A 17,082-nucleotide genomic window follows, 5' to 3' on the forward strand; every position below is an offset into this window, starting at 1 on the left:
CTGCCCGGAGGATTCTTGCGGACGCTCACCTCTGGCTCACAGCCGTGAATATACGACGCGCGGGGTACAACGTCAAAGGGTTTCACGCGGAAATTCAAACCACCCACCCGGCAACGTCGGCAGTCACGAGCCTCAAGCCCGGGACCGGTAGCGTGCGCCCCCACCCGCAGACCCCGAGTAAGCGATCCCTATTAAGGCCCATTTTCGGCCATACTCGGGAGGGCTTACTCGGGGTTTGTGTCTTTAGAACGGCAGCGCCGGGAGTGTGAGCCCCGGAATCATGCCCGCCGAGGCCGCGAACGCCGCACCAGCACCGAGCACGGCCAGCAGCGCGATGACGATGCCGGCGATGGCGCCCGGCGCGAGCTTCGAGCCCAAGCTCGACGGCACCGCCGGCTCGGTGCGGTTGATGTCCCTGCCGCAGTCCGCGAAGCGCTGCGCGGTGTAGGAGGCGGCCGACTTGAAGTAGGCGACCTCACCAGCGCTGAACGGGGTGTCAAAGGTGGGCGGCGTGCCGGTGGCGGAACTGCCCAGGTCGTCGGCGATCACGGAGCTGGTGGTGTGCTCCTCGACGGGCCAAAACTCCGTGTCTGCGTCCACGTCGGCGCTGCTCACAGAGCCCCACCCGTTCGAGCCCAGCCCAGCGCGCAGCTCGTCCTGCTCCTTGTTCCACAGCGCGAGCGCGTCGGCACGCGTGCCGGAGTGGTAGAGGATGTCGTCGGTGTGCAGGCCGGCTGCCAGGGCGGGCACCTGGTCGGCGTTGTACTCGACGGCGCACACGCGGGAGAAGCCCGGGTCGACGGCGGGCACGGCGCCAGCAATCCCGGCGGGAGCAATAGCAACGGCGCAGGCTGCAACGCCCGCGGTGAGTGTCTTTCGCATGCGTAGAACCCTACCCCGGGCGGCGCCCATGCACCCAGCATTTCCCGAACTCGGTAGCCGCCACCCTCGCCGACGCGCACGAGCGACTCTGCCGTCCGTGTCCCACAAACCCTGGGATCCAAAGCCAGGCAACGGCCGATTTCTGCGCGAACCCAGGGTTTGCCTCCCAGGGTTTGCCCACAGGGCCTGGCGGGGCTGGGCACCCGAGGCGCCCGAGGCAACCCGAGTCAGCGCGAAGCGGAACACCACGCGGCGAGCACGACTACCGCGCGGTAATCACCTTCACCTCGTAGCCCTCCAGGTTCGTCCCCTCAATGAGCGCCTCCATGTGCGAGCGGGCGAGCTCCTCGGCGCGGGCCCGGGCGCGATCGAGCAGCCCGCCGTCGATAGCTTTCTGTTTTTCTAGCTCGCGGCGCGAATCCACAAACTCCGTGACATCCTCCACCTTGATCTGGTTGATGGGGTTCAGGGTCTGGTCCCACACTTCGGAGCTGCCCTGGGTCCAGGTGGAATCCAGCACCTCCGCGCGCGGCAGCCGCACGGTAACCGTTTGGTCGGCGTCGTCTACGTCCACGGTGATCTGGCTGGCGTCTTTGATGCCCGCGGTGACTTTGCCCTCGTAGGAGACGAGGAAGTTCTTGCCGGTAAACGGCACGCGCACCCCCAGCAGGCGCAGCCCTTCGTCGTCGAACTTGCCCACGGAGGAGTAGACGTATTCCTCCGTTGCCAGCTCTGCGATGTCGTTGAACTGCCCGCCGATGGTGGCAGAGTCCATGGTGCGCTCGCCGCGCTCGAAAATCGCCGGCCGCAGCAGCACCAGCACGAGCGCAAGCACAGCCAGCACAGCCACGACGGAAACAAGGACACCACTGAGCTTTTTCACGCCTGCACATCCTATAAGCAACTGCCTATCGACGCCCTCCGGTCCCCCACCTTCTGTAAACTCACTGTGACCTCCCGCGCACCGCCCCGGCGGCCGCGCATGGATCACACGCACGACGAGGCACAACACAGGGAAGGCCGAACCATGTCCGGAACCACCAAGGCAACATCGCCCCGCAACGGCGCGAGACAGCACGATCAACACGACGAGCCCAACCAGGACTCCAACCAGCAGGACGGCATGTCCGGCTTCCTGGGCTGGATTGAAAGAATCGGCAACAAACTGCCGGACCCATTCTGGCTGTTTGTGATCCTCGCCGGCGTGGTGGCGGTGTCTTCCTGGCTGGCCAGTAAGGCGGGCCTGTCCGCCACCGACCCGGCCTCCGGCGAGGAAATACACGTCGAATCGCTGCTCACCGGCGAGAACATCTCGCGGATGGTCACCGACGCGGTGGAGAACTTCATCGCCTTCCCGCCGCTGGGCGTGATCCTGGCGGTGATGCTGGGCGTGGCCGTGGCGGAGCAAACGGGTCTGCTCGCGGCGATGGTGCGCGCGATGGTGGACAAGGTCAGCCCGAAGATGCTCACGTTCATGGTCGCGCTGGCTGGCGTGACCGGTTCGGTGGCCTCGGACGCCATCTACGTGATCATCATCCCGCTGGGTGCGATGGCCTTCCACGCGGTGGGCCGCTCGCCGGTGGTGGGTGCGATGGTGGCGTTCGCGGCGTCGTCGGCAGGCTTTAACTCCTCGCTCATCCTCAACATCACGGACCTGCTGCTCGCCGGCATCTCCACCTCCGCCGCGCAGCTGGTGGACCAATCCTACGAAGTCTCCCCGCTCGCCAACATCTTCTTTGTCATCCCGTCCGCGGTGGTGCTGTCGCTGATCATCACGGCGGTAACCGAGCTGTTCGTGGACAAGAAAGCCGAGAACCTTGTCGACCACGACCACATCGACGAGGACGAACTGCAACTCGACGAGTCCAACGAACCCGACGATGCCCACCTCACCGACGATGACGACCTGTCGCTGACCCCACTCGAGCGCAAGGGCCTGGCCTGGGCCGGCATCACCCTCGTCATCGCACTGGCGGCCTACTTCGCCCTGCTGTTCATCCCAGCCTCGCCGTTCGCGCGGCCGGAGGAGGGCTTCATGGAGTCGCCGCTGATTCGCGCCATCGCCGTGCCGATCGCCCTGATCTTCTTCGCCACCGGCCTGGTCTACGGCCTGATCGTGGGCACCATCAACGACGCCGCCGACATTCCGAAGTTCATGGCCAAAGGCATGGAGTCCCTCCTGCCGATCCTGGTGTTGTTCTTCGCCGTCTCCCAGTTCCTGGCGTGGTTCCAGTGGTCCAACCTCGGCCCCTGGACCGCCATCAAGGGTGCGGAGCTGCTGCAGTCCTGGGACCTGCCGAACGTGATCCTCTTCGCCGCATTCGCGCTCATGGTCACCCTGATCAACCTGTTCATCACCTCCGGCTCCGCGCAGTGGGCGCTGATGGCGCCGGTGGTGGTGCCGATGATGATGTACGTCGACGTCTCCCCCGAGGTCACGCAGATGCTCTACCGCATCGGCGACTCGCCGTCGAACATCATCACCCCGATGTCGCCCTACTTCGCCCTCGCGTTGACCTTCCTGCAGAAGTACTACAAGAAGGCCGGCGTGGGCACCTTGATGTCCCTGGCGCTGCCGTACGCGGTGTCCATGCTGGTGGGCTGGTTCATCTTCTTCATGATCTGGTACGCCCTGGGCATCCCCCTCGGCCCGGGCTCGCCGATGGGGTACCAGGTGTAGCTCGTTGGCGGTGAAGGCCCGGTTGCGTCCGTGCAGCCGGGCCTTTTGCTTATCGACGAACCTCCGGCAAGCCCCGTCACTTCCCATAGAGCGACGTGATGATGCGCTCCGCGAGCAGGTGCACCGTGGTCGAGGCAGCATGCCGACCGACGTGCTCGTCGAAATCCCTTAACGAATCAAGTGGCTCTCGAACTTTCGCCCCAGCGCGTGCAATGGCGCACCGGACATCGTCCACGGTGAAACTTGGCTGGGCGGTTTTTGCGTACGACGGCCAGTGCTGCATCAAGCTGTCCAGGACATCCTTCTGCGTGCTTGCGCCCTTTGCGTAGGCGAAGTGGAGCAGGAGCCAGTACTCGAACTGCGGAACGCTAAAACCTACTCCGCGATCTTTGCGTTCTGCGGCCCATTCAAATACGTCTCGGAGTTGCTGGTCAGTCGCATCGTCTTCATCGAGGACCACCCAGGCTTGATCGCCGGGCCGCAGATCGCCGTCGCGTTTAAGGTTGGCCAGCCATTCGTCTGCAGTCTTGAGCAACGCAGGTGGGTGAGGATGCACTCCTCTGCGCGCTTCTACTTTCACGGACTTGTCCCGAAAGCACTCCATTTCGAAGTAGTTCTTCTCAGTCGTGCCTTCGGTAACGATGAGGAACACATCTTTCACCGAGCGGGTATCTACCCTTTTGTTCTTGCCCCCGAACTTCCTCTCGCGAGAAGACCTCACCCGCCTATTCGACATTGCTGAACTTCAGCGGCTTTATCGACGGCACACCACCGAACCTGCCTCGCAGGTAGCTCTTTCGAAGGTCCGTCGTCTTCCGCGGCCCCTCGAAGTCCGAGAGGACGCTCGTTTGGGTTTGTCCCGATCGGTCCTTCTCTACTACCCAGATCTCGTCTCTCCGCAATGTTTCGGGGTCCATGAGCAAAAGGTCGTGCGTGGTAAAAATCAGTTGCGCCCGGGAGTCTGCAGAAGAATTCGCAAGGAACCCACCGATCAGCGCGCGAGAGAGTTCAGTGTGGAAGCTGCGGTCGAACTCGTCAACGACCAATACAGCTTCGAAGCCTGGAGTTGCCAGCCGAGAAAACAACCCAAGCAGCCTCGTCGCGGAACGGGTCCCTTCCGACTCGTCCCACCAGCGCAGGCCGTGGTTCTCGCCTTCTTCAGCAGAGTGGAGAAGGGTGATTCGTTGCGCCTCAATCTCATCGCCGTCGATCCGCAGCGTGAAGCGCCCCGAAGATAATTCCACATCCATCGGATAGTCCGGGTTGCTTCGCAGCTCCTGCTCTATCTCCAGTGCTTGCTCGGCGCCCAACCCCAAAGCTGAAAGTTCCACGAGCTCGGTTTCGACACCTGTAATTCCGGCATCGATCTGCGAAATCAAGTCTTCCCACCCGTCAGGCTGGGACTGCAGGTGGCCGATATCCATCAACCCGGCTGGGATCACCAGAATTGTTTCGACGAAAGCACGGACGACCCCGAACGCATCCAGCTTGAGCGGATCTGGGAACCGCGAAAGGTTCGTCTCGCTGGCAAAGGAGGCGAGAGGAACCTTCGGCGGAACTGATTCGAGCAGCACCCGTGCTTGCGCGACCTCGGTGGGGAAACGCTCCGATTTCTCCTCCAACAATGGGAAGCTGAACGAGTCCCCTACGCGCTCAAAAACGTCAATTTCGTCTTTGGACAGGTACTTCGTTAGCCGCTCCTCCACCACGCTTTTCGCGTCGTACGCGAGCACGTACTCGTAGACGATGTCGCCGACAGAGAACAGCACCTCAAAACTCGTCGGCTCAAACGCTGCCTCTGGGCGAAGCGCGAACGGATCAAATGGCATTGGATCTGTAGGGCGCGGAGGATTTTCCAGCATTCGCTGCAGCGCGGTCAGCGCCCGGACGAACGTAGACTTGCCCGCCGCGTTTGCACCGAACAGGGCTGCTACAGGGTTAATCCGCTTCTTGTAACGACGAGAAAGCTCCGGGCAGCGCTCTCGGTGAACCTGCTCCCTGGTCGCGACCATGTTTATCGACGCGGGCTCGTACACCGAGCGATAGTTCACGATCGTGAGGTCCAGCAGCATAGGCACCCCTTCCAAACAATTCGCCTACGACTCAAGTTTCTTGCATCATAAGTGAAATTTCTAACTACTGTGATCCGCGTACCCCCATTGCCACCAGCGGCGAAGAAGCGACCCGAGGACGATGACATTGACTTCACAATCTCACGAGCGAGCGGAAACTAACTCCGCCCGCATCTCGCCTTCCCGAATTACAGTCGCGCGACTGCGCCGAGGCCTCACAAAAGCAGAGCTAGCTGCAGATCTCGACGTTGCCCCAGCAACGCTTTCTCGCTGGGAGAACGAAGGGCCACCGCCTTCCAACACTGAGCCGCTCCTCAAGCGCCTCGAAGTAGCACTCGGATTCTCCGCCGGATACTTCCTTTCCCCAGAGCTCGAAGTCCCCTCGACGGAATCCACCCTCTTTCGGGCTGGCAGCCGCGCGACTCTACGACAGAAGTGCGTTGCAGTCGCATCCGGGGCAAACGCCAGCACGCTCTTGGCGTGGCTTCGCCGCAACTTCAACTTCCCGGAGCCTGACCTCCCTGATTTTTCTGGGTTTACGCCTTCGGAGGCAGCCCGCCATGCGCGCACGATCTGGCAGCTCGGCGACAGGCCAGTTCCAAACTCGGTCCAGCTCGCCGAATCCCTCGGCATCGCCGTCATGGGCCTTCCACCCGCGGCCTCCGCTGTTGACGCATTTTCCATGTGGGACGGCGAGCAGCCGTTCATCTTCTTAGCCCGGCGCCGCACCCCCGAAGGAGCCCGCTTCGACCTCGCGCACGAATTGGGCCACCTGCTACTCCACAGCAGCGACGATCCACGCAGCGGAAAACGCGAGGAGGACGAGGCCAACCAGTTCGCCGCCGACTTCCTCATCCCGCCTGGCATAGTTCACGCGCACCTTCGTCTGCACGCGAGCCTTAACGACATTCTCCAGCTCAAGACCGCGTTGAAGGTGTCAGCCATGGCCATGCTTCGCGCCGCGTACCAGCACGGCAAACTCAGCGAGCGGGAATACCACTCCCACCTGACCACCCTCTCCGCGCGCGGTTTCCGCACCGACAAGCCCGGCAGCACACTGCAATACGAACGCTCCCGCGTCTTCGATTACGTGCTTTCCCCCGAAGGTGGCGCCAGCATCTCACGCATCGCCGACGAAACACAGCTGCCGCCACAGGACCTGCACGCCTTTATGCTCAGCACCCAACCACACACGGTTTCGAGCGCCACCTCGACAACAAGCGCTCCTGCCCGCCCGGTACTCCGCGTGGTGCGTTAACTCTCGCACTTTCGCTTATCGACGAACCTCCGGCGAGCACACGTCAGCCCTCCGGCCACAGGCGTTTAGGCAAATACCCTTCCACAAACGCTCGCCCACTTGGCACGTCTATCCCGCGGTAACCGTTTCGCCTCATGTCGTCGATAAACCTCACGGCATCTTCTACAGTGCAGCGGTGTTCACTGACAGCTCGCCGGAGAATTTCGGTGGTGGTCCACGCCTCTAGGCCGTTGTCGAGGGCAAGCTGACGGCCGTCTTCGTCATCGGCGTAGATTTCAGCTTCTTGCCCTGAATCCGACATGCTCAAAGCCAATGCAATGCACTGAGCTTCGCCTAGATTCTTTGTGCCTACTCCCCCGAGTTGATCGCGGAGTTTCATCGAGAAGATGTCGTATTTCAGGTCCAGCGGGAGAAGCTCAATCCACTTCGCTTCCAATATGGCCCGGTTGCCGTCGAAGCCTTCGAGCTCTTTGCGCACCTGCATCGGATAGGCACAAGTTCATGGCGCGAGGATTCGCTCCAAGAATCCGACATGCCCGGTCTGGCTGGCGTGAGTCAGCGGGCCGGTATCGGTGATCAGGAGCACGGTGCCTGCCTAGGTCCCAGCCGCCTGTGTCAGATCCCGTGGCGGAAGTTCTGACTCGGACACTGCACCAAATAGCGCTTCGAGCGCAAGCCCCTTCGACACCGCGCGCCGCTGGTAACCATCGAGAATGAGTTCTTGAAAACGAGTCGGAACCACACTCAACGCATCCACAAGCGGAATATCGAAACCTGCGGCTTGGAAGTCCTCACGCGTCGGCCACCGCTTTTCTTCCAAGACAAACTCGTCTTGCGTGATGGTTCCGAGGTTGAACAGGTGCGTCAAAGTAGCAGTCCAGCTCACTCCGCAGCGGGCAGAAATAGCCATCACAAAAAGCCGGGCAGGTTCACCGACGTACTCGGCTTTCACCTTGTGCACATACTCTTCTGGCATCAACAGATGGGCTGCAAAAGAGTTCATGAAACGCTCGACATCCGACCGCCCGCAAGCGTCCGCATATGTTGTTCCGAACAGCCAGTGCCCGAGCTCGTGGGCGAGGGTGAACCGCGGCCTCATCGAATCTGCGCGGGTAGCCACCAGCGCCACGCCGAAATCGCGCTCACCATCTCGCTGAATCTCTGTTACTGCGCCCTCAAACGGCGAACCTACAAAACTTTTAGAAAATGCAAGCAGACCAAGCTTCTCGCAAAAAGCCGTCAGGTCACTGATCGGCTCAAGCCCCTCTCCCGCGGCAGCGCGAGCTGCTTCGGCTCCCTTCATGGTGTCGTCGTGGCTTTGCGGCATCGTGAAAGGATGCCCCCTATCTACTGTGATGATTCCCCGGTCGCGCAGCTTGCGAGCACGAAACGCCAGTGCTTCGAGAGCAACATCGAAATCCGAGGACACACCGCCGTCCAACGCTGCTCTACGACTGGCAACTAGCTGCTCGCGCTCCTCCAGAAACCATCCGACCGGAAGGCCGGTCGCCCCTGACACCGATGCCACCTCAGACGAGGTTGGATACCGGTGCCCCTTCTCGATCGTCTCGAGCACCCCCGCCTCCACCGAGGATCGGTCAGCAAGAACATCGACCGGCACGCCGACGAGTTCCCTCGCCTCTGTCATCCGCTGCGCGATGATGCGAGCGTGCTGCTCGGTTGCATCCATGTGGCTATCATGCCACGTCACGTCCCAGCTGCGCATTCCGGCAATCCCCGTTCCCTACACCAGCTTCACTGACCAAGAGGTTGGCCAAATTGCTTTTCCCGGTGTACGGAAGTGACGGTGGCAACCCGCCCCCGATACAACCGACCTTTAGAAAACTGACATCCCAGTGAATCCAATTGCACAGGTGATCCAAAGGGGTTTAAATGGGAACGTCCAGTTTCCCGTCCTCGAAGGATTTCCATGTACGACTTCAGAGACATCAACAAGCTCCTCAACAACGTTGAGAACCTCATCCCCCAGATCGTCGCTGCGATCGTCGCGCTGACCGCGCTGATCGGCACCGTCGCTGGCCTCGCCCAGAATGGCAGCAGCATCAACCCCGGCAACGGTGGCAACTCCGTTGTTGGCAATGCACCGTCGAACAACACGGACTCAAACCTGAACCCGTCTCCGAAGCTTGCCCAGGAAAAGCTTCTGATTCCGAACGGTCGCAAGGACGTTAGCTACAAGTATTTTGACCAGGGAGTTGAGGTAAAAGTCGGCGATAAGGTATTTACTGACTCCGCGCGCGCCAAGAACATTAACTCTTACGACATCAACATCACCCGCTCCCTCAGCAAAGAGTTCCGGCGCGCAACCTTCACTGCGGTTTGGGACGAAAACGTTGTCAGCAACAGGAAGGAAGGGCCCGTACGGGTTTATGTGAATGGTAATCTCGCGCAGTCGAAGATCGTCCAAAAGGGCAGCGCTGTCGATTTCAATATTCCCGTGACGAACATCGATACCCTTCGAATTGAAGTCGACCCCAACAACGGTGGTCTCTCCATCGTGAACGGTGTGCTTTACCGCTAAGTCGCACCCCACCAAGGCATCCCGCCCCACCTCAACCGAGGTGGGGCACTTTCGTACCTATCGAAGAACTACTTCCTAATCTCCGCCGGCTTGCAGATCGACACCTGGTACATGAACCCCTCCGGTGCGCCCTGCTCGCGTAGCGTCAGCCCGTTGTAACAGTTAGCCCGTTGCAGTACCCGCGCTGAATACCCGTCTGCTTCTCTCCAACGGTCGGGAACACGGCCTAGACGCCGTCGCAATTAGCCTGAATTGGACGGTCAAATTTTCGCCACACCAACCACATGAGCCAACCCGAGTGGCCTCCGCCGACCCTGAACTCAGGTTTTCGCAAAAACCCCGAACTGGGCGACATACGCGACATAGCCGCAAGAATGCGACCAGCGAGGTTAGAGAGCGAAGACAGCCTCCCCGCCGACGAATTCAGGTTTTCATCTACGCGCCAAAATCAAACAACCCATACGTTCTTTGCCGCAAAGAAAAGCCAGGAGCCGCTCAGCCAACTCCCGGCCCACCCCCTCTCAGCGCCCCAACCCCACGCGCCCCCAAAAAAATCTACTTCCCAATCTCCGCCGGCGTGCAAATCGGCGCCTGGCGGATGAACTCCTCCGGCGCACCCTGCTCACGCAGAGTCAGACCGTTGTAGCACCCGCGCTGCATCCCGGTCTGCTTCGTGCCGGCGGTCGGGATCACGGCCCACTTGCCGTTGGAGTTCTTGAAGTACAGAATCCAGTCCGTCTGGTTCGCACCCGCGATAGCCCACTTGCCGTCGCAGAAAATCACGGACGTGCCGGTGAAGTGCGGCCACTCCGGCACCACCGCGTCAAACGCCTGCGGCGCGCAAGAGCCACCTGCCGCCGCGCCATTGTCCTTCTTGGTCAGCCCCGGGATCGCAAGCGCTGGCACCAGCGAGGAAAGTCCCGCGGCCGCCGCCGGGTCCAGCCCCTCGGGCAGCTCCAGCAAGTCCTGCTGCACCGCGAAGTACCCGCCGGCGCCCACCGCGGCCAGCACGCCGAGGGTGATGCCGATAATTGCGCCCGTGCTTAACGACGAACCTTCGGCCTCCCCCGAATCCGCAGAGGAACCCGTTTCGGTAGTGTTCGCGCCCTCTTCAGCGAAGGTGGCGGGCGCAATGACGGCGGAGGTGGTGACGGCGGCGGCGACGCCGAGTGCAAGCATCGGTTTCTTCATGCCCGCCACTTTATCGCGTTATACCCGTCACTTCGAGGGGAACAACGCAATTCCCCACACCCCGAGCGCGACAGCAGCGGCAACCAGAACCCACCACAGCACTCCACGCGGCCGCGAGAACCACTTGTCTGCAGCCAGCCAAACGACGCTCGGAACGACCAGCGCCAGACCCAGAAACGTCAGCGCCCGCCAATCCGCCAGCCGGTTCGCCGACAACAGGCACACCACGCCAAAGCCCGCGAGCCCCCACGCGACGGCGTTTACTCGGAATCCACCTACCGGAATCAACATGTCCGAAACCCTACCCCAAAACTCGGCCACATAACCACGGCCGAAAACACCACTCAACCTGCCGATTTGGGCAACACAACCAACCCGCGCTATTGTTACATCTCGTTGCACAGCGAGAGCAACGGCAACATATTCCTCCATAGCTCAGTTGGCAGAGCATTCGACTGTTAATCGAAGGGTCACTGGTTCGAGCCCAGTTGGAGGAGCACTTCTTCACCCCGCGATCAGCACCAGCTGGTCGCGGGGTATTTTTCATCTCGCAGCAACGCAGCAGGGTTAAACGACAAAAAGTGTGTCTGATTCAGCGTGTCGTGGGGGTTAGATTTGGCCTTTTTGGATGCCGATTGAGTGTGTGTAGTTGGTGTCGATAGCGTTGTCGTAGAGGGCTGGTCGTCCGGTTTCGTGGTCGGCTTCGTTCTCGTTTCGGGTCAGGGTGGATACTTTGGCGAGTTGGCCCTGGCCCCAGTCGGACTGACTGGCGATTCGTACTGGATCGTCAGGCAGTTCCGTTTTCAAATAGAGCCACCAATCCAGCATGCGGCGTTGTCGTTCACCTGATCTGCCGCGGTGTGTTCTGGCGAGCAGTTTGAGCTGGGCGTTGATGCCGCCTTCCAGGCTGTTGGTGGTGGATTTGATCCACTCTGGTTGAAGTACTGCTTTTGGCGGGTTGAGGTAGACAAACAGCATCTCGGACCGCCAAAGATGGTTGAGGCTGTTGTATGCCTTGCGCACGTTGTGATGCGTCCACACGCGGGTCCATGCACCGGTTTTGGGATCTTTGACCAGGGTTTTCTCGTCCATCCATGACCGGTAGAGCGTGGAGAACTCGTGCAGCTGCGCACCCCATGCAGCGGCTTCATCCAGCGTGGTGATCCGGGTCAGCTTCAGCGCAAGTCGGTAGATGGTGCGCCCGGCATCGGTGCGTGGGTTACTGGTGGTGTAGCGGCGTACCACGCGTTGGGCGTGGACGAGGCAGCGTTGAATTTTCGTAGTCGGCCAGCACTTTTTGATCGCGCTGTATGCGCCTTGGCCGCCGTCGATGACGGCGATGAGTGGGGCTTCGATGCGCTCAAGCAGCAGTTGGTAGTCGCGGGTGGTTTCGTGTTTGCACCAGTGCCAGGCAATCACGTGGTCGATCGTCGCCGCGACGATCAAGCAGCCGCCAGCGGTGTAGGTGCCGTCAAGGAAGATCTGGTCGTAGACCCGCTTGTCGTGGCCGGCGGTGGGGTCAGGCACATCAACGAACCAGAACGGTTCGAATCGACGTTGCATCGTGCGCGGTGAGCACCCCACACGGCGGGCAACGGTATCGAGGCTGGCGCCGGTGGTGAGGTGGTCGATGAAGACGGTGAACGCCGCCGCGTTGGTGATGTCGCTTCTGCGTTTCACGCTGGAGGCGCCGCATCGTTTGCAGCGCCACCTGGTGGTGCCTTTGCTAGTGGTGCCGTTTCGTTTCATTTCTCCGCCGCAGTGGCAGCGTGGTTGGTTCTTTGACATTGCGACACCACACCACGCCGCACATAGCACATCACGGCAGCCACACCGAGGATTGAACGCTCGAGACCTAAATATATGCCCCCGAAGCATATATTTCCCTGAAACCTACAGGTCAAACCCTGAAAATCGTCGATTCCAGACACACTTTTTGTCGTTTAACCCACGCAGCAGGAATAGCGACAGCCCTCTCAACGTTCCACCTGATGTTTCGGCACAGGCCGGAGATACAAAGAACAACGACTAAGGAGCACAGCGTGACTGCAGCGAAGCAATGGGTCCTTGCCTCCCGTCCGGAAGGCGCACCGACAAACGACAACTTCCGGCTCGAAGATGTGGAGCTGCCGGGGCTCTCCGACGGCCAGATCCTCGTCGAGAACACGTTTTCCAGCGTCGACCCCTACATGCGCGGGCGGATGAACGACGTGGAGTCCTACATCGAGCCGTTCCAGATCGATGAGCCGCTCAACGGCACCGCGATCGGCACAGTCACGGAGTCCCGCTCTAGCAAGTTCAAAGCGGGCGATACGGTCCGGCACTTCGCCGGGTGGCGCACACACGCCGTCCTGAACGAGGACCAGGCGGAGCAGATCGACACCACCATCGCCCCCGCAGAGGCGTACCTGGGCATCCTCGGCCTGACGGGGCTGACCGCCTACGTCGGGTTGACCGCCGTCGGCGAGATGAAGGAGGGCGACGTCGTGTTCATCTCGGGCGCGGCAGGTGCTGTGGGCTCGGCCGCAGGACAAATTGCGAAGCACCTCGGCGCGGCGAAGGTAATCGGGTCCGCAGGCTCCGCGGAGAAAATCGAATACCTCAAAAGCATCGGCTTCGACGAGGCGTTCAACTACAAGGACGGCGACGTCAACGGCCAGCTGGCCAAGGCGGCGCCGGAGGGCATCGACGTCTACTTCGACAACGTCGGCGGGGACCACCTCGAGGCCGCGATCCAGAACGCGAACACGTTCGGCCGCATCGCCATGTGCGGTGCCATTGCGCAGTACAACGACACGGAGCCGGCACCGGGGCCGCGGAATCTGGGCCTTTCCATCGGCAAGTGCCTCACACTGCGCGGGTTCGTGGTGGGCCAGTACTCCCACCTGACCAAGGAGTTCCAAGAGAAGATCGCCCCGCTCGTCGTCGATGGCTCAATCACATTCGAGACCACGGTGCGCGAGGGCATCGACAACATGCCGGCCGCATTCCTCGAGCTGTTCGAGGGCGGCAACACCGGCAAGATGATCGTCAAGTTCTAGGAGGACACAATGACCAAGGTTCTTATGGTCGTTACGGCAGCAGACCACTGGACGCTTAACGACGGCACACCCCACCCCACCGGCTTCTGGGCCGAAGAGCTGGTCACGCCCTAGAGCACACCGGCGGGCTCGCCGACAAGGCACCGTGGCTGCTCGAGGACCGGCTCGTCGCCCTCGGCGCTGAGTACGAGAAGGCACCGGAGCCGTGGGCGTCCTACGTCACTGTCGACGGCAACCTTTACACCGGGCAGAACCCGACGTCGTCGCGTGAGCTCGCGCAGCGCCTGGTCAAGGATCTCGGCTAAGCCTCACCTAGCCCCCGCTTGGACCTGGCTGGCGACCACCCTCGCCACCGCCAGGTCCTCCCACGGCATCCCGACGGTCTTGAACACGACCCGCCGCGCCGGATCCAGCGCCACCTCCCCGCGCACGACCTCAGCCATCGTCACCACGTCATCCCACGCAAGCGCCCCCTTCTCCACAGCGATCGCCACATCGCCGGCCTCCCGCCGCGCAGCCCCCACATCCTCCACAATCACCTGCGCACCGCGCAGCACATCCTCATGCAACTCCCGCGTGTCCACGGTGTGCGCCCCCACCGCAAGCACGGTCGCATTAGAGCGCAATTGCCTATCGACGACCACCGGTTCCCCCGCACTCGTCGCCACCACAACCAACCCGGCCTTGCCTAACACTTCATCAGCCGCAGCACTCCCCGACTCCACCCACGGGTACGGCAAATCCGCCGGCTCACTCCGCGAGATAAACGTCACCGACACCTCCCGCACCCCTGCAAGCACGTCCACCACCGTGCGCGCATGCGCCCGCCCCTGCACACCCGCGCCGACGATGACGCACTCCAACGGCTCACTCGACGCCCGCAACCGGTCCACCACCCCCGCCACCGCAACCGCCGGCGTCCGCACCTCCGTCAGCGCCGCAGCATCCATCACAACCTCCGGCGTGAGCGTCTCCCCACCCATGAGCAGATACGACCCCTGCACCAGCAGCACATCAACGTCCGAGCCCGCCGGCTGAATCCCCAACACTTTCACCCCGACCGCGCCATCAAGCGCCGACGGCAGCAGGTGCATCTCCCCGTGCGGCAGCGCCACCTTCTGCCGGTGCGGGTCCGTGGCAGGGTCGAACCCGCCCTTCAGCACCTCCCGCAACGCATCAACCGCCTCACGTGGCGCGACCGCGGACAGAACCTCGTCAGAAGATAGGTATCGCATGGCGCCAGTTTAGGCTGACACCAGTGGAGTTATTGGCGACCCGGCTCGTTGCGGAAGTACTCCACAGTGCGCGCCACCCCCTCGTCCAGCGACACCTGCGGCGTCCAGCCAAGTACTCGCTCTGCTTTCTCATAGCTCAGCGACGAACGAGCGACATCGCCCAGACGAGCAGGCTCATCTTTCGGCGTATCCGGCGCGCCGACAGCCTTCGCCACCGCGGTATGAAGCGCTCGGTCAGTCGTCTCCACACCCGTACCGATGTTGAAGCGTTCACCGTCACCTGCCTCCGCAGACGCGAGGTAAAACGCGCGCGCCACATCTCCCACGTACACGTAGTCGCGGGTGTTCGTGCCGCCACCGAACACGCAAGTCGGATTACCGTCCAGCAGGTTGCGGGAGAAGATCGCCACCACACCAGCCTCCCCGAACGGGTTCTGGCGCGGACCGTAGACGTTCGCGGGCGCGATAAAGCTTGTTTCCAAACCGTAGAGCTGGCGGTACACATTCAAGTAAAGCTCCCCGGCGACTTTGGATGCCGCGTACGGCGACTTCGGGTCAACGTGCAGTTCTTCCGTAGCCGGCAGCTGTTCCGGTTCACCGTAGATCGAACCACCAGAAGACGTGTGCACTACTCGACGCACACCGGTACGCCGAGCTGCCTCCGCAAGTCGGATAGTCGCGCTGATGTTCATCTCGGCATCGAGGAGCGGATCTTCAACCGAACGGCGCACGTCAATCTGCGCTGCCAGATGAAATACCACTTCGGGTTCCACGCGGCGGAAGATCGCTTCAAAATCGGCGTCACGGATATCTTGCTCGAGGAGCTCCACCGCACCGGATCCAAGGTGACTAGCGATGTTTTCGGTACGCCCCGAACTCAGATTGTCGATCACCGTGACCTGGTGCCCGTCTCCCACCAGCAGGTCCACAAGATGGGAACCGATGAACCCGGCACCGCCGGTGACAACCGCCTGCATTGAAAATCCTCCTGAGCTGTATTCGCCTAGTTGATTCCGTGTTTAGTCCTGCGCCTTTGCGGCAACCTCGGGGTGCTCGGCCTCGAAGTCGGCGATGATCTTCTTCACCGCGGTGTAAATGGCAGGCCCGAACTTCTCATCCCGCAAACCGAAATCCACATTCGCCGGGATATACCCGCCCGGGTTACCCAAATCATGTCGCTTGCCCTCATGCACCACCACATGCACCGGATGCCCCTCGGAGATCATCAACTCAATCGCATCCGTCAGCTGCAGCTCGCCCCCCTTACCCGGCTTGATGCGGCGCAGCGCGTCAAAGATGCCGCGGTCCAGCAGGTAGCGGCCGGTGGCCACCAACGTCGAGGGCGCATCCTCCACAGCAGGCTTTTCCACCATGCCGCGCACCTTCAACACCTCAACACCATCAATCTCGGCGTCCGCATCCTCGACGTCGAACACGCCGTAGTTGAACACCTCCTCACGCGAGACGTTAAACGCGCACAACACAGAGCCACCTAACTCTTTGCGCACCGCGACCATCTTGTCCATCACACCAGCCGGCAACACCAGATCATCCGGCAGCATCACAGCAACCGCATCCTCGTCGTCATCCAACGCCTGCTCCGCGCAACCAACTGCGTGCCCCAAACCGAGCGGCTCGTCCTGGGTGACCGCCACCGCCTCAATCAGCCCGTTCGCACGCGCGACCTTTTCCGCCTGCGCGTCCTTACCGCGGGCAATCATCAGCTTCTGCAAGTCCGAAAACTCGCCGAAGTGCCGCATGATCTCTTCCTTATTCGGCGCGACCACCACAGCCAAACGCTGCGCGCCTGCCGCAGCAGCCTCTTCAGCAATCAGCTCAATGCCCGGTGTATCCACCACCGGCAGAAGCTCCTTCGGCACCGTCTTCGTCGCCGGCAGAAAACGAGTCCCCATACCCGCCGCCGGAACCACAACAGTCTTCACCGAAGCGTTCGCAGCATCAACGGGAAGATCAGTGGAATTCTGCATAAACGCAAAGCCTACAGCCCCCAACATTCACAACCGGGCTGCGACCCGATTTTAATGAGGACTAAGACTACGACTGGGTGTGGCGCTGTCTTGTCACCTTAGACAAATTGAGAATATGGAAAACAGTTTGTCTGAGGTCATGGCAATTCAAGCGAGAGCTTTAACCAAGGCTTGAATGGGACACTTGCACCGG

At 61.4% G+C, this 17,082-nt stretch carries 16 protein-coding genes, 1 tRNA gene and 2 pseudogenes; 7 read left to right on the forward strand and 12 right to left on the reverse strand.

Annotation, left to right across the window (positions count from 1 at the left end; genetic code table 11):
* Positions 1 to 243 precede the first annotated feature (243 nt).
* Together CAFEA_RS08035 and CAFEA_RS08040 are read right to left on the reverse strand one after the other, a co-directional pair.
* Positions 244 to 882 carry a hypothetical protein gene (locus CAFEA_RS08035; protein WP_063938106.1) on the reverse strand — a complete coding sequence of 213 codons (639 nt, stop codon included), beginning with the start codon at positions 880 to 882 and terminating at the stop codon, positions 244 to 246.
* Between the two features lie 262 nt (positions 883 to 1,144).
* Positions 1,145 to 1,765 (reverse strand): DUF4230 domain-containing protein, encoded by a 621-nt coding sequence (locus tag CAFEA_RS08040; RefSeq protein ID WP_063938104.1) that lies wholly within the window; start codon positions 1,763 to 1,765, stop codon positions 1,145 to 1,147.
* A 144-nt stretch (positions 1,766 to 1,909) separates the two neighbouring features.
* Between CAFEA_RS08040 and CAFEA_RS08045 the strand changes: the two genes are divergently transcribed.
* Positions 1,910 to 3,562, forward strand: a complete 1,653-nt coding sequence (locus tag CAFEA_RS08045) for an AbgT family transporter (RefSeq protein ID WP_143313353.1) — start codon at positions 1,910 to 1,912, stop codon at positions 3,560 to 3,562.
* A 76-nt stretch (positions 3,563 to 3,638) separates the two neighbouring features.
* Here the strand turns inward: CAFEA_RS08045 and CAFEA_RS08050 are convergent, their stop codons facing one another.
* A complete protein-coding gene (locus tag CAFEA_RS08050) occupies positions 3,639 to 4,223 on the reverse strand; it encodes an RloB family protein (RefSeq protein ID WP_076590068.1) in 585 nt (194 codons plus the stop codon).
* 64 nt (positions 4,224 to 4,287) lie between these two features.
* Positions 4,288 to 5,634 carry an AAA family ATPase gene (locus CAFEA_RS08055; protein WP_063938102.1) on the reverse strand — a complete coding sequence of 449 codons (1,347 nt, stop codon included), beginning with the start codon at positions 5,632 to 5,634 and terminating at the stop codon, positions 4,288 to 4,290.
* 121 nt (positions 5,635 to 5,755) lie between these two features.
* On the opposite strand from CAFEA_RS08055, the pseudogene CAFEA_RS11335 reads away from it, so the two are divergent.
* Together CAFEA_RS11335 and CAFEA_RS08060 are read left to right on the forward strand one after the other, a co-directional pair.
* A pseudogene (locus CAFEA_RS11335) lies at positions 5,756 to 5,968 on the forward strand (helix-turn-helix transcriptional regulator); the annotation flags it as partial.
* Between the two features lie 141 nt (positions 5,969 to 6,109).
* Complete coding sequence (locus CAFEA_RS08060) at positions 6,110 to 6,892, forward strand: ImmA/IrrE family metallo-endopeptidase (RefSeq protein ID WP_253704989.1); 783 nt, start codon at positions 6,110 to 6,112, stop codon at positions 6,890 to 6,892.
* 43 nt (positions 6,893 to 6,935) lie between these two features.
* On the opposite strand, the gene CAFEA_RS08065 is transcribed toward CAFEA_RS08060, so the two are convergent.
* The gene (locus CAFEA_RS08065) at positions 6,936 to 7,370 is read right to left on the reverse strand and encodes a PIN domain-containing protein (protein WP_143313351.1); all 435 of its coding nucleotides are present in this window, start codon (positions 7,368 to 7,370) and stop codon (positions 6,936 to 6,938) included.
* Positions 7,371 to 7,487: 117 nt separating this feature from the next.
* Positions 7,488 to 8,582 (reverse strand): helix-turn-helix domain-containing protein, encoded by a 1,095-nt coding sequence (locus CAFEA_RS08070; RefSeq protein WP_159437637.1) that lies wholly within the window; start codon positions 8,580 to 8,582, stop codon positions 7,488 to 7,490.
* A gap of 240 nt (positions 8,583 to 8,822) precedes the next feature.
* Between CAFEA_RS08070 and CAFEA_RS08075 the strand changes: the two genes are divergently transcribed.
* Positions 8,823 to 9,434 (forward strand): hypothetical protein, encoded by a 612-nt coding sequence (locus CAFEA_RS08075; protein WP_063938095.1) that lies wholly within the window; start codon positions 8,823 to 8,825, stop codon positions 9,432 to 9,434.
* A 555-nt stretch (positions 9,435 to 9,989) separates the two neighbouring features.
* On the opposite strand, the gene CAFEA_RS08080 is transcribed toward CAFEA_RS08075, so the two are convergent.
* Complete coding sequence (locus tag CAFEA_RS08080) at positions 9,990 to 10,625, reverse strand: hypothetical protein (protein ID WP_082855693.1); 636 nt, start codon at positions 10,623 to 10,625, stop codon at positions 9,990 to 9,992.
* A 27-nt stretch (positions 10,626 to 10,652) separates the two neighbouring features.
* Positions 10,653 to 10,916 carry a hypothetical protein gene (locus tag CAFEA_RS08085; protein WP_034998396.1) on the reverse strand — a complete coding sequence of 88 codons (264 nt, stop codon included), beginning with the start codon at positions 10,914 to 10,916 and terminating at the stop codon, positions 10,653 to 10,655.
* A gap of 133 nt (positions 10,917 to 11,049) precedes the next feature.
* Here CAFEA_RS08085 and CAFEA_RS08090 point away from each other — a divergent pair.
* Positions 11,050 to 11,122: transfer RNA gene (locus CAFEA_RS08090), tRNA-Asn, on the forward strand.
* A gap of 112 nt (positions 11,123 to 11,234) precedes the next feature.
* Here CAFEA_RS08090 and CAFEA_RS08095 read toward each other — a convergent pair.
* Entirely contained in the window at positions 11,235 to 12,413 is a 1,179-nt protein-coding gene (locus CAFEA_RS08095; protein WP_063937531.1) for an IS1249 family transposase, read from the reverse strand.
* Between the two features lie 254 nt (positions 12,414 to 12,667).
* Between CAFEA_RS08095 and CAFEA_RS08100 the strand changes: the two genes are divergently transcribed.
* Entirely contained in the window at positions 12,668 to 13,666 is a 999-nt protein-coding gene (locus CAFEA_RS08100; protein ID WP_143313334.1) for an NADP-dependent oxidoreductase, read from the forward strand.
* 9 nt (positions 13,667 to 13,675) lie between these two features.
* Positions 13,676 to 13,971: pseudogene (locus tag CAFEA_RS08105) on the forward strand (hypothetical protein).
* Between the two features lie 3 nt (positions 13,972 to 13,974).
* On the opposite strand, the gene CAFEA_RS08110 reads toward CAFEA_RS08105, so the two are convergent.
* The 3 genes from CAFEA_RS08110 to CAFEA_RS08120 are packed head-to-tail and all read right to left on the reverse strand — an operon-like array spanning position 13,975 to position 16,889.
* Positions 13,975 to 14,901: an ornithine cyclodeaminase family protein gene (locus CAFEA_RS08110; RefSeq protein ID WP_063938090.1), complete on the reverse strand. Its 927-nt coding sequence runs from the start codon at positions 14,899 to 14,901 to the stop codon at positions 13,975 to 13,977.
* A gap of 29 nt (positions 14,902 to 14,930) precedes the next feature.
* Positions 14,931 to 15,878 carry an NAD-dependent epimerase/dehydratase family protein gene (locus CAFEA_RS08115; RefSeq protein ID WP_063938088.1) on the reverse strand — a complete coding sequence of 316 codons (948 nt, stop codon included), beginning with the start codon at positions 15,876 to 15,878 and terminating at the stop codon, positions 14,931 to 14,933.
* 42 nt (positions 15,879 to 15,920) lie between these two features.
* The gene (locus CAFEA_RS08120) at positions 15,921 to 16,889 is read right to left on the reverse strand and encodes a UTP--glucose-1-phosphate uridylyltransferase (protein WP_063938086.1); all 969 of its coding nucleotides are present in this window, start codon (positions 16,887 to 16,889) and stop codon (positions 15,921 to 15,923) included.
* Positions 16,890 to 17,082: the final 193 nt, after the last annotated feature.

Origin of the sequence: Corynebacterium afermentans subsp. afermentans (assembly GCF_030408355.1) — a bacterium.
GTDB classification, from domain to species: domain Bacteria; phylum Actinomycetota; class Actinomycetes; order Mycobacteriales; family Mycobacteriaceae; genus Corynebacterium; species Corynebacterium afermentans.

Bases quoted from the DNA above. Each gene is read 5' to 3' on its own strand.
- CAFEA_RS08035 (WP_063938106.1), bottom strand. From the start codon at position 882: ATGCGAAAGACACTCACCGCGGGCGTTGCAGCCTGCGCCGTTGCTATT.
- CAFEA_RS08045 (WP_143313353.1), top strand. From the start codon at position 1,910: ATGTCCGGAACCACCAAGGCAACATCGCCCCGCAACGGCGCGAGACAG.
- CAFEA_RS08055 (WP_063938102.1), bottom strand. From the start codon at position 5,634: ATGCTGCTGGACCTCACGATCGTGAACTATCGCTCGGTGTACGAGCCC.
- CAFEA_RS08070 (WP_159437637.1), bottom strand. From the start codon at position 8,582: ATGGATGCAACCGAGCAGCACGCTCGCATCATCGCGCAGCGGATGACA.
- CAFEA_RS08075 (WP_063938095.1), top strand. From the start codon at position 8,823: ATGTACGACTTCAGAGACATCAACAAGCTCCTCAACAACGTTGAGAAC.
- CAFEA_RS08080 (WP_082855693.1), bottom strand. From the start codon at position 10,625: ATGAAGAAACCGATGCTTGCACTCGGCGTCGCCGCCGCCGTCACCACC.
- CAFEA_RS08085 (WP_034998396.1), bottom strand. From the start codon at position 10,916: ATGTTGATTCCGGTAGGTGGATTCCGAGTAAACGCCGTCGCGTGGGGG.
- CAFEA_RS08095 (WP_063937531.1), bottom strand. From the start codon at position 12,413: ATGTCAAAGAACCAACCACGCTGCCACTGCGGCGGAGAAATGAAACGA.
- CAFEA_RS08110 (WP_063938090.1), bottom strand. From the start codon at position 14,901: ATGCGATACCTATCTTCTGACGAGGTTCTGTCCGCGGTCGCGCCACGT.
- CAFEA_RS08115 (WP_063938088.1), bottom strand. From the start codon at position 15,878: ATGCAGGCGGTTGTCACCGGCGGTGCCGGGTTCATCGGTTCCCATCTT.
- CAFEA_RS08120 (WP_063938086.1), bottom strand. From the start codon at position 16,889: ATGCAGAATTCCACTGATCTTCCCGTTGATGCTGCGAACGCTTCGGTG.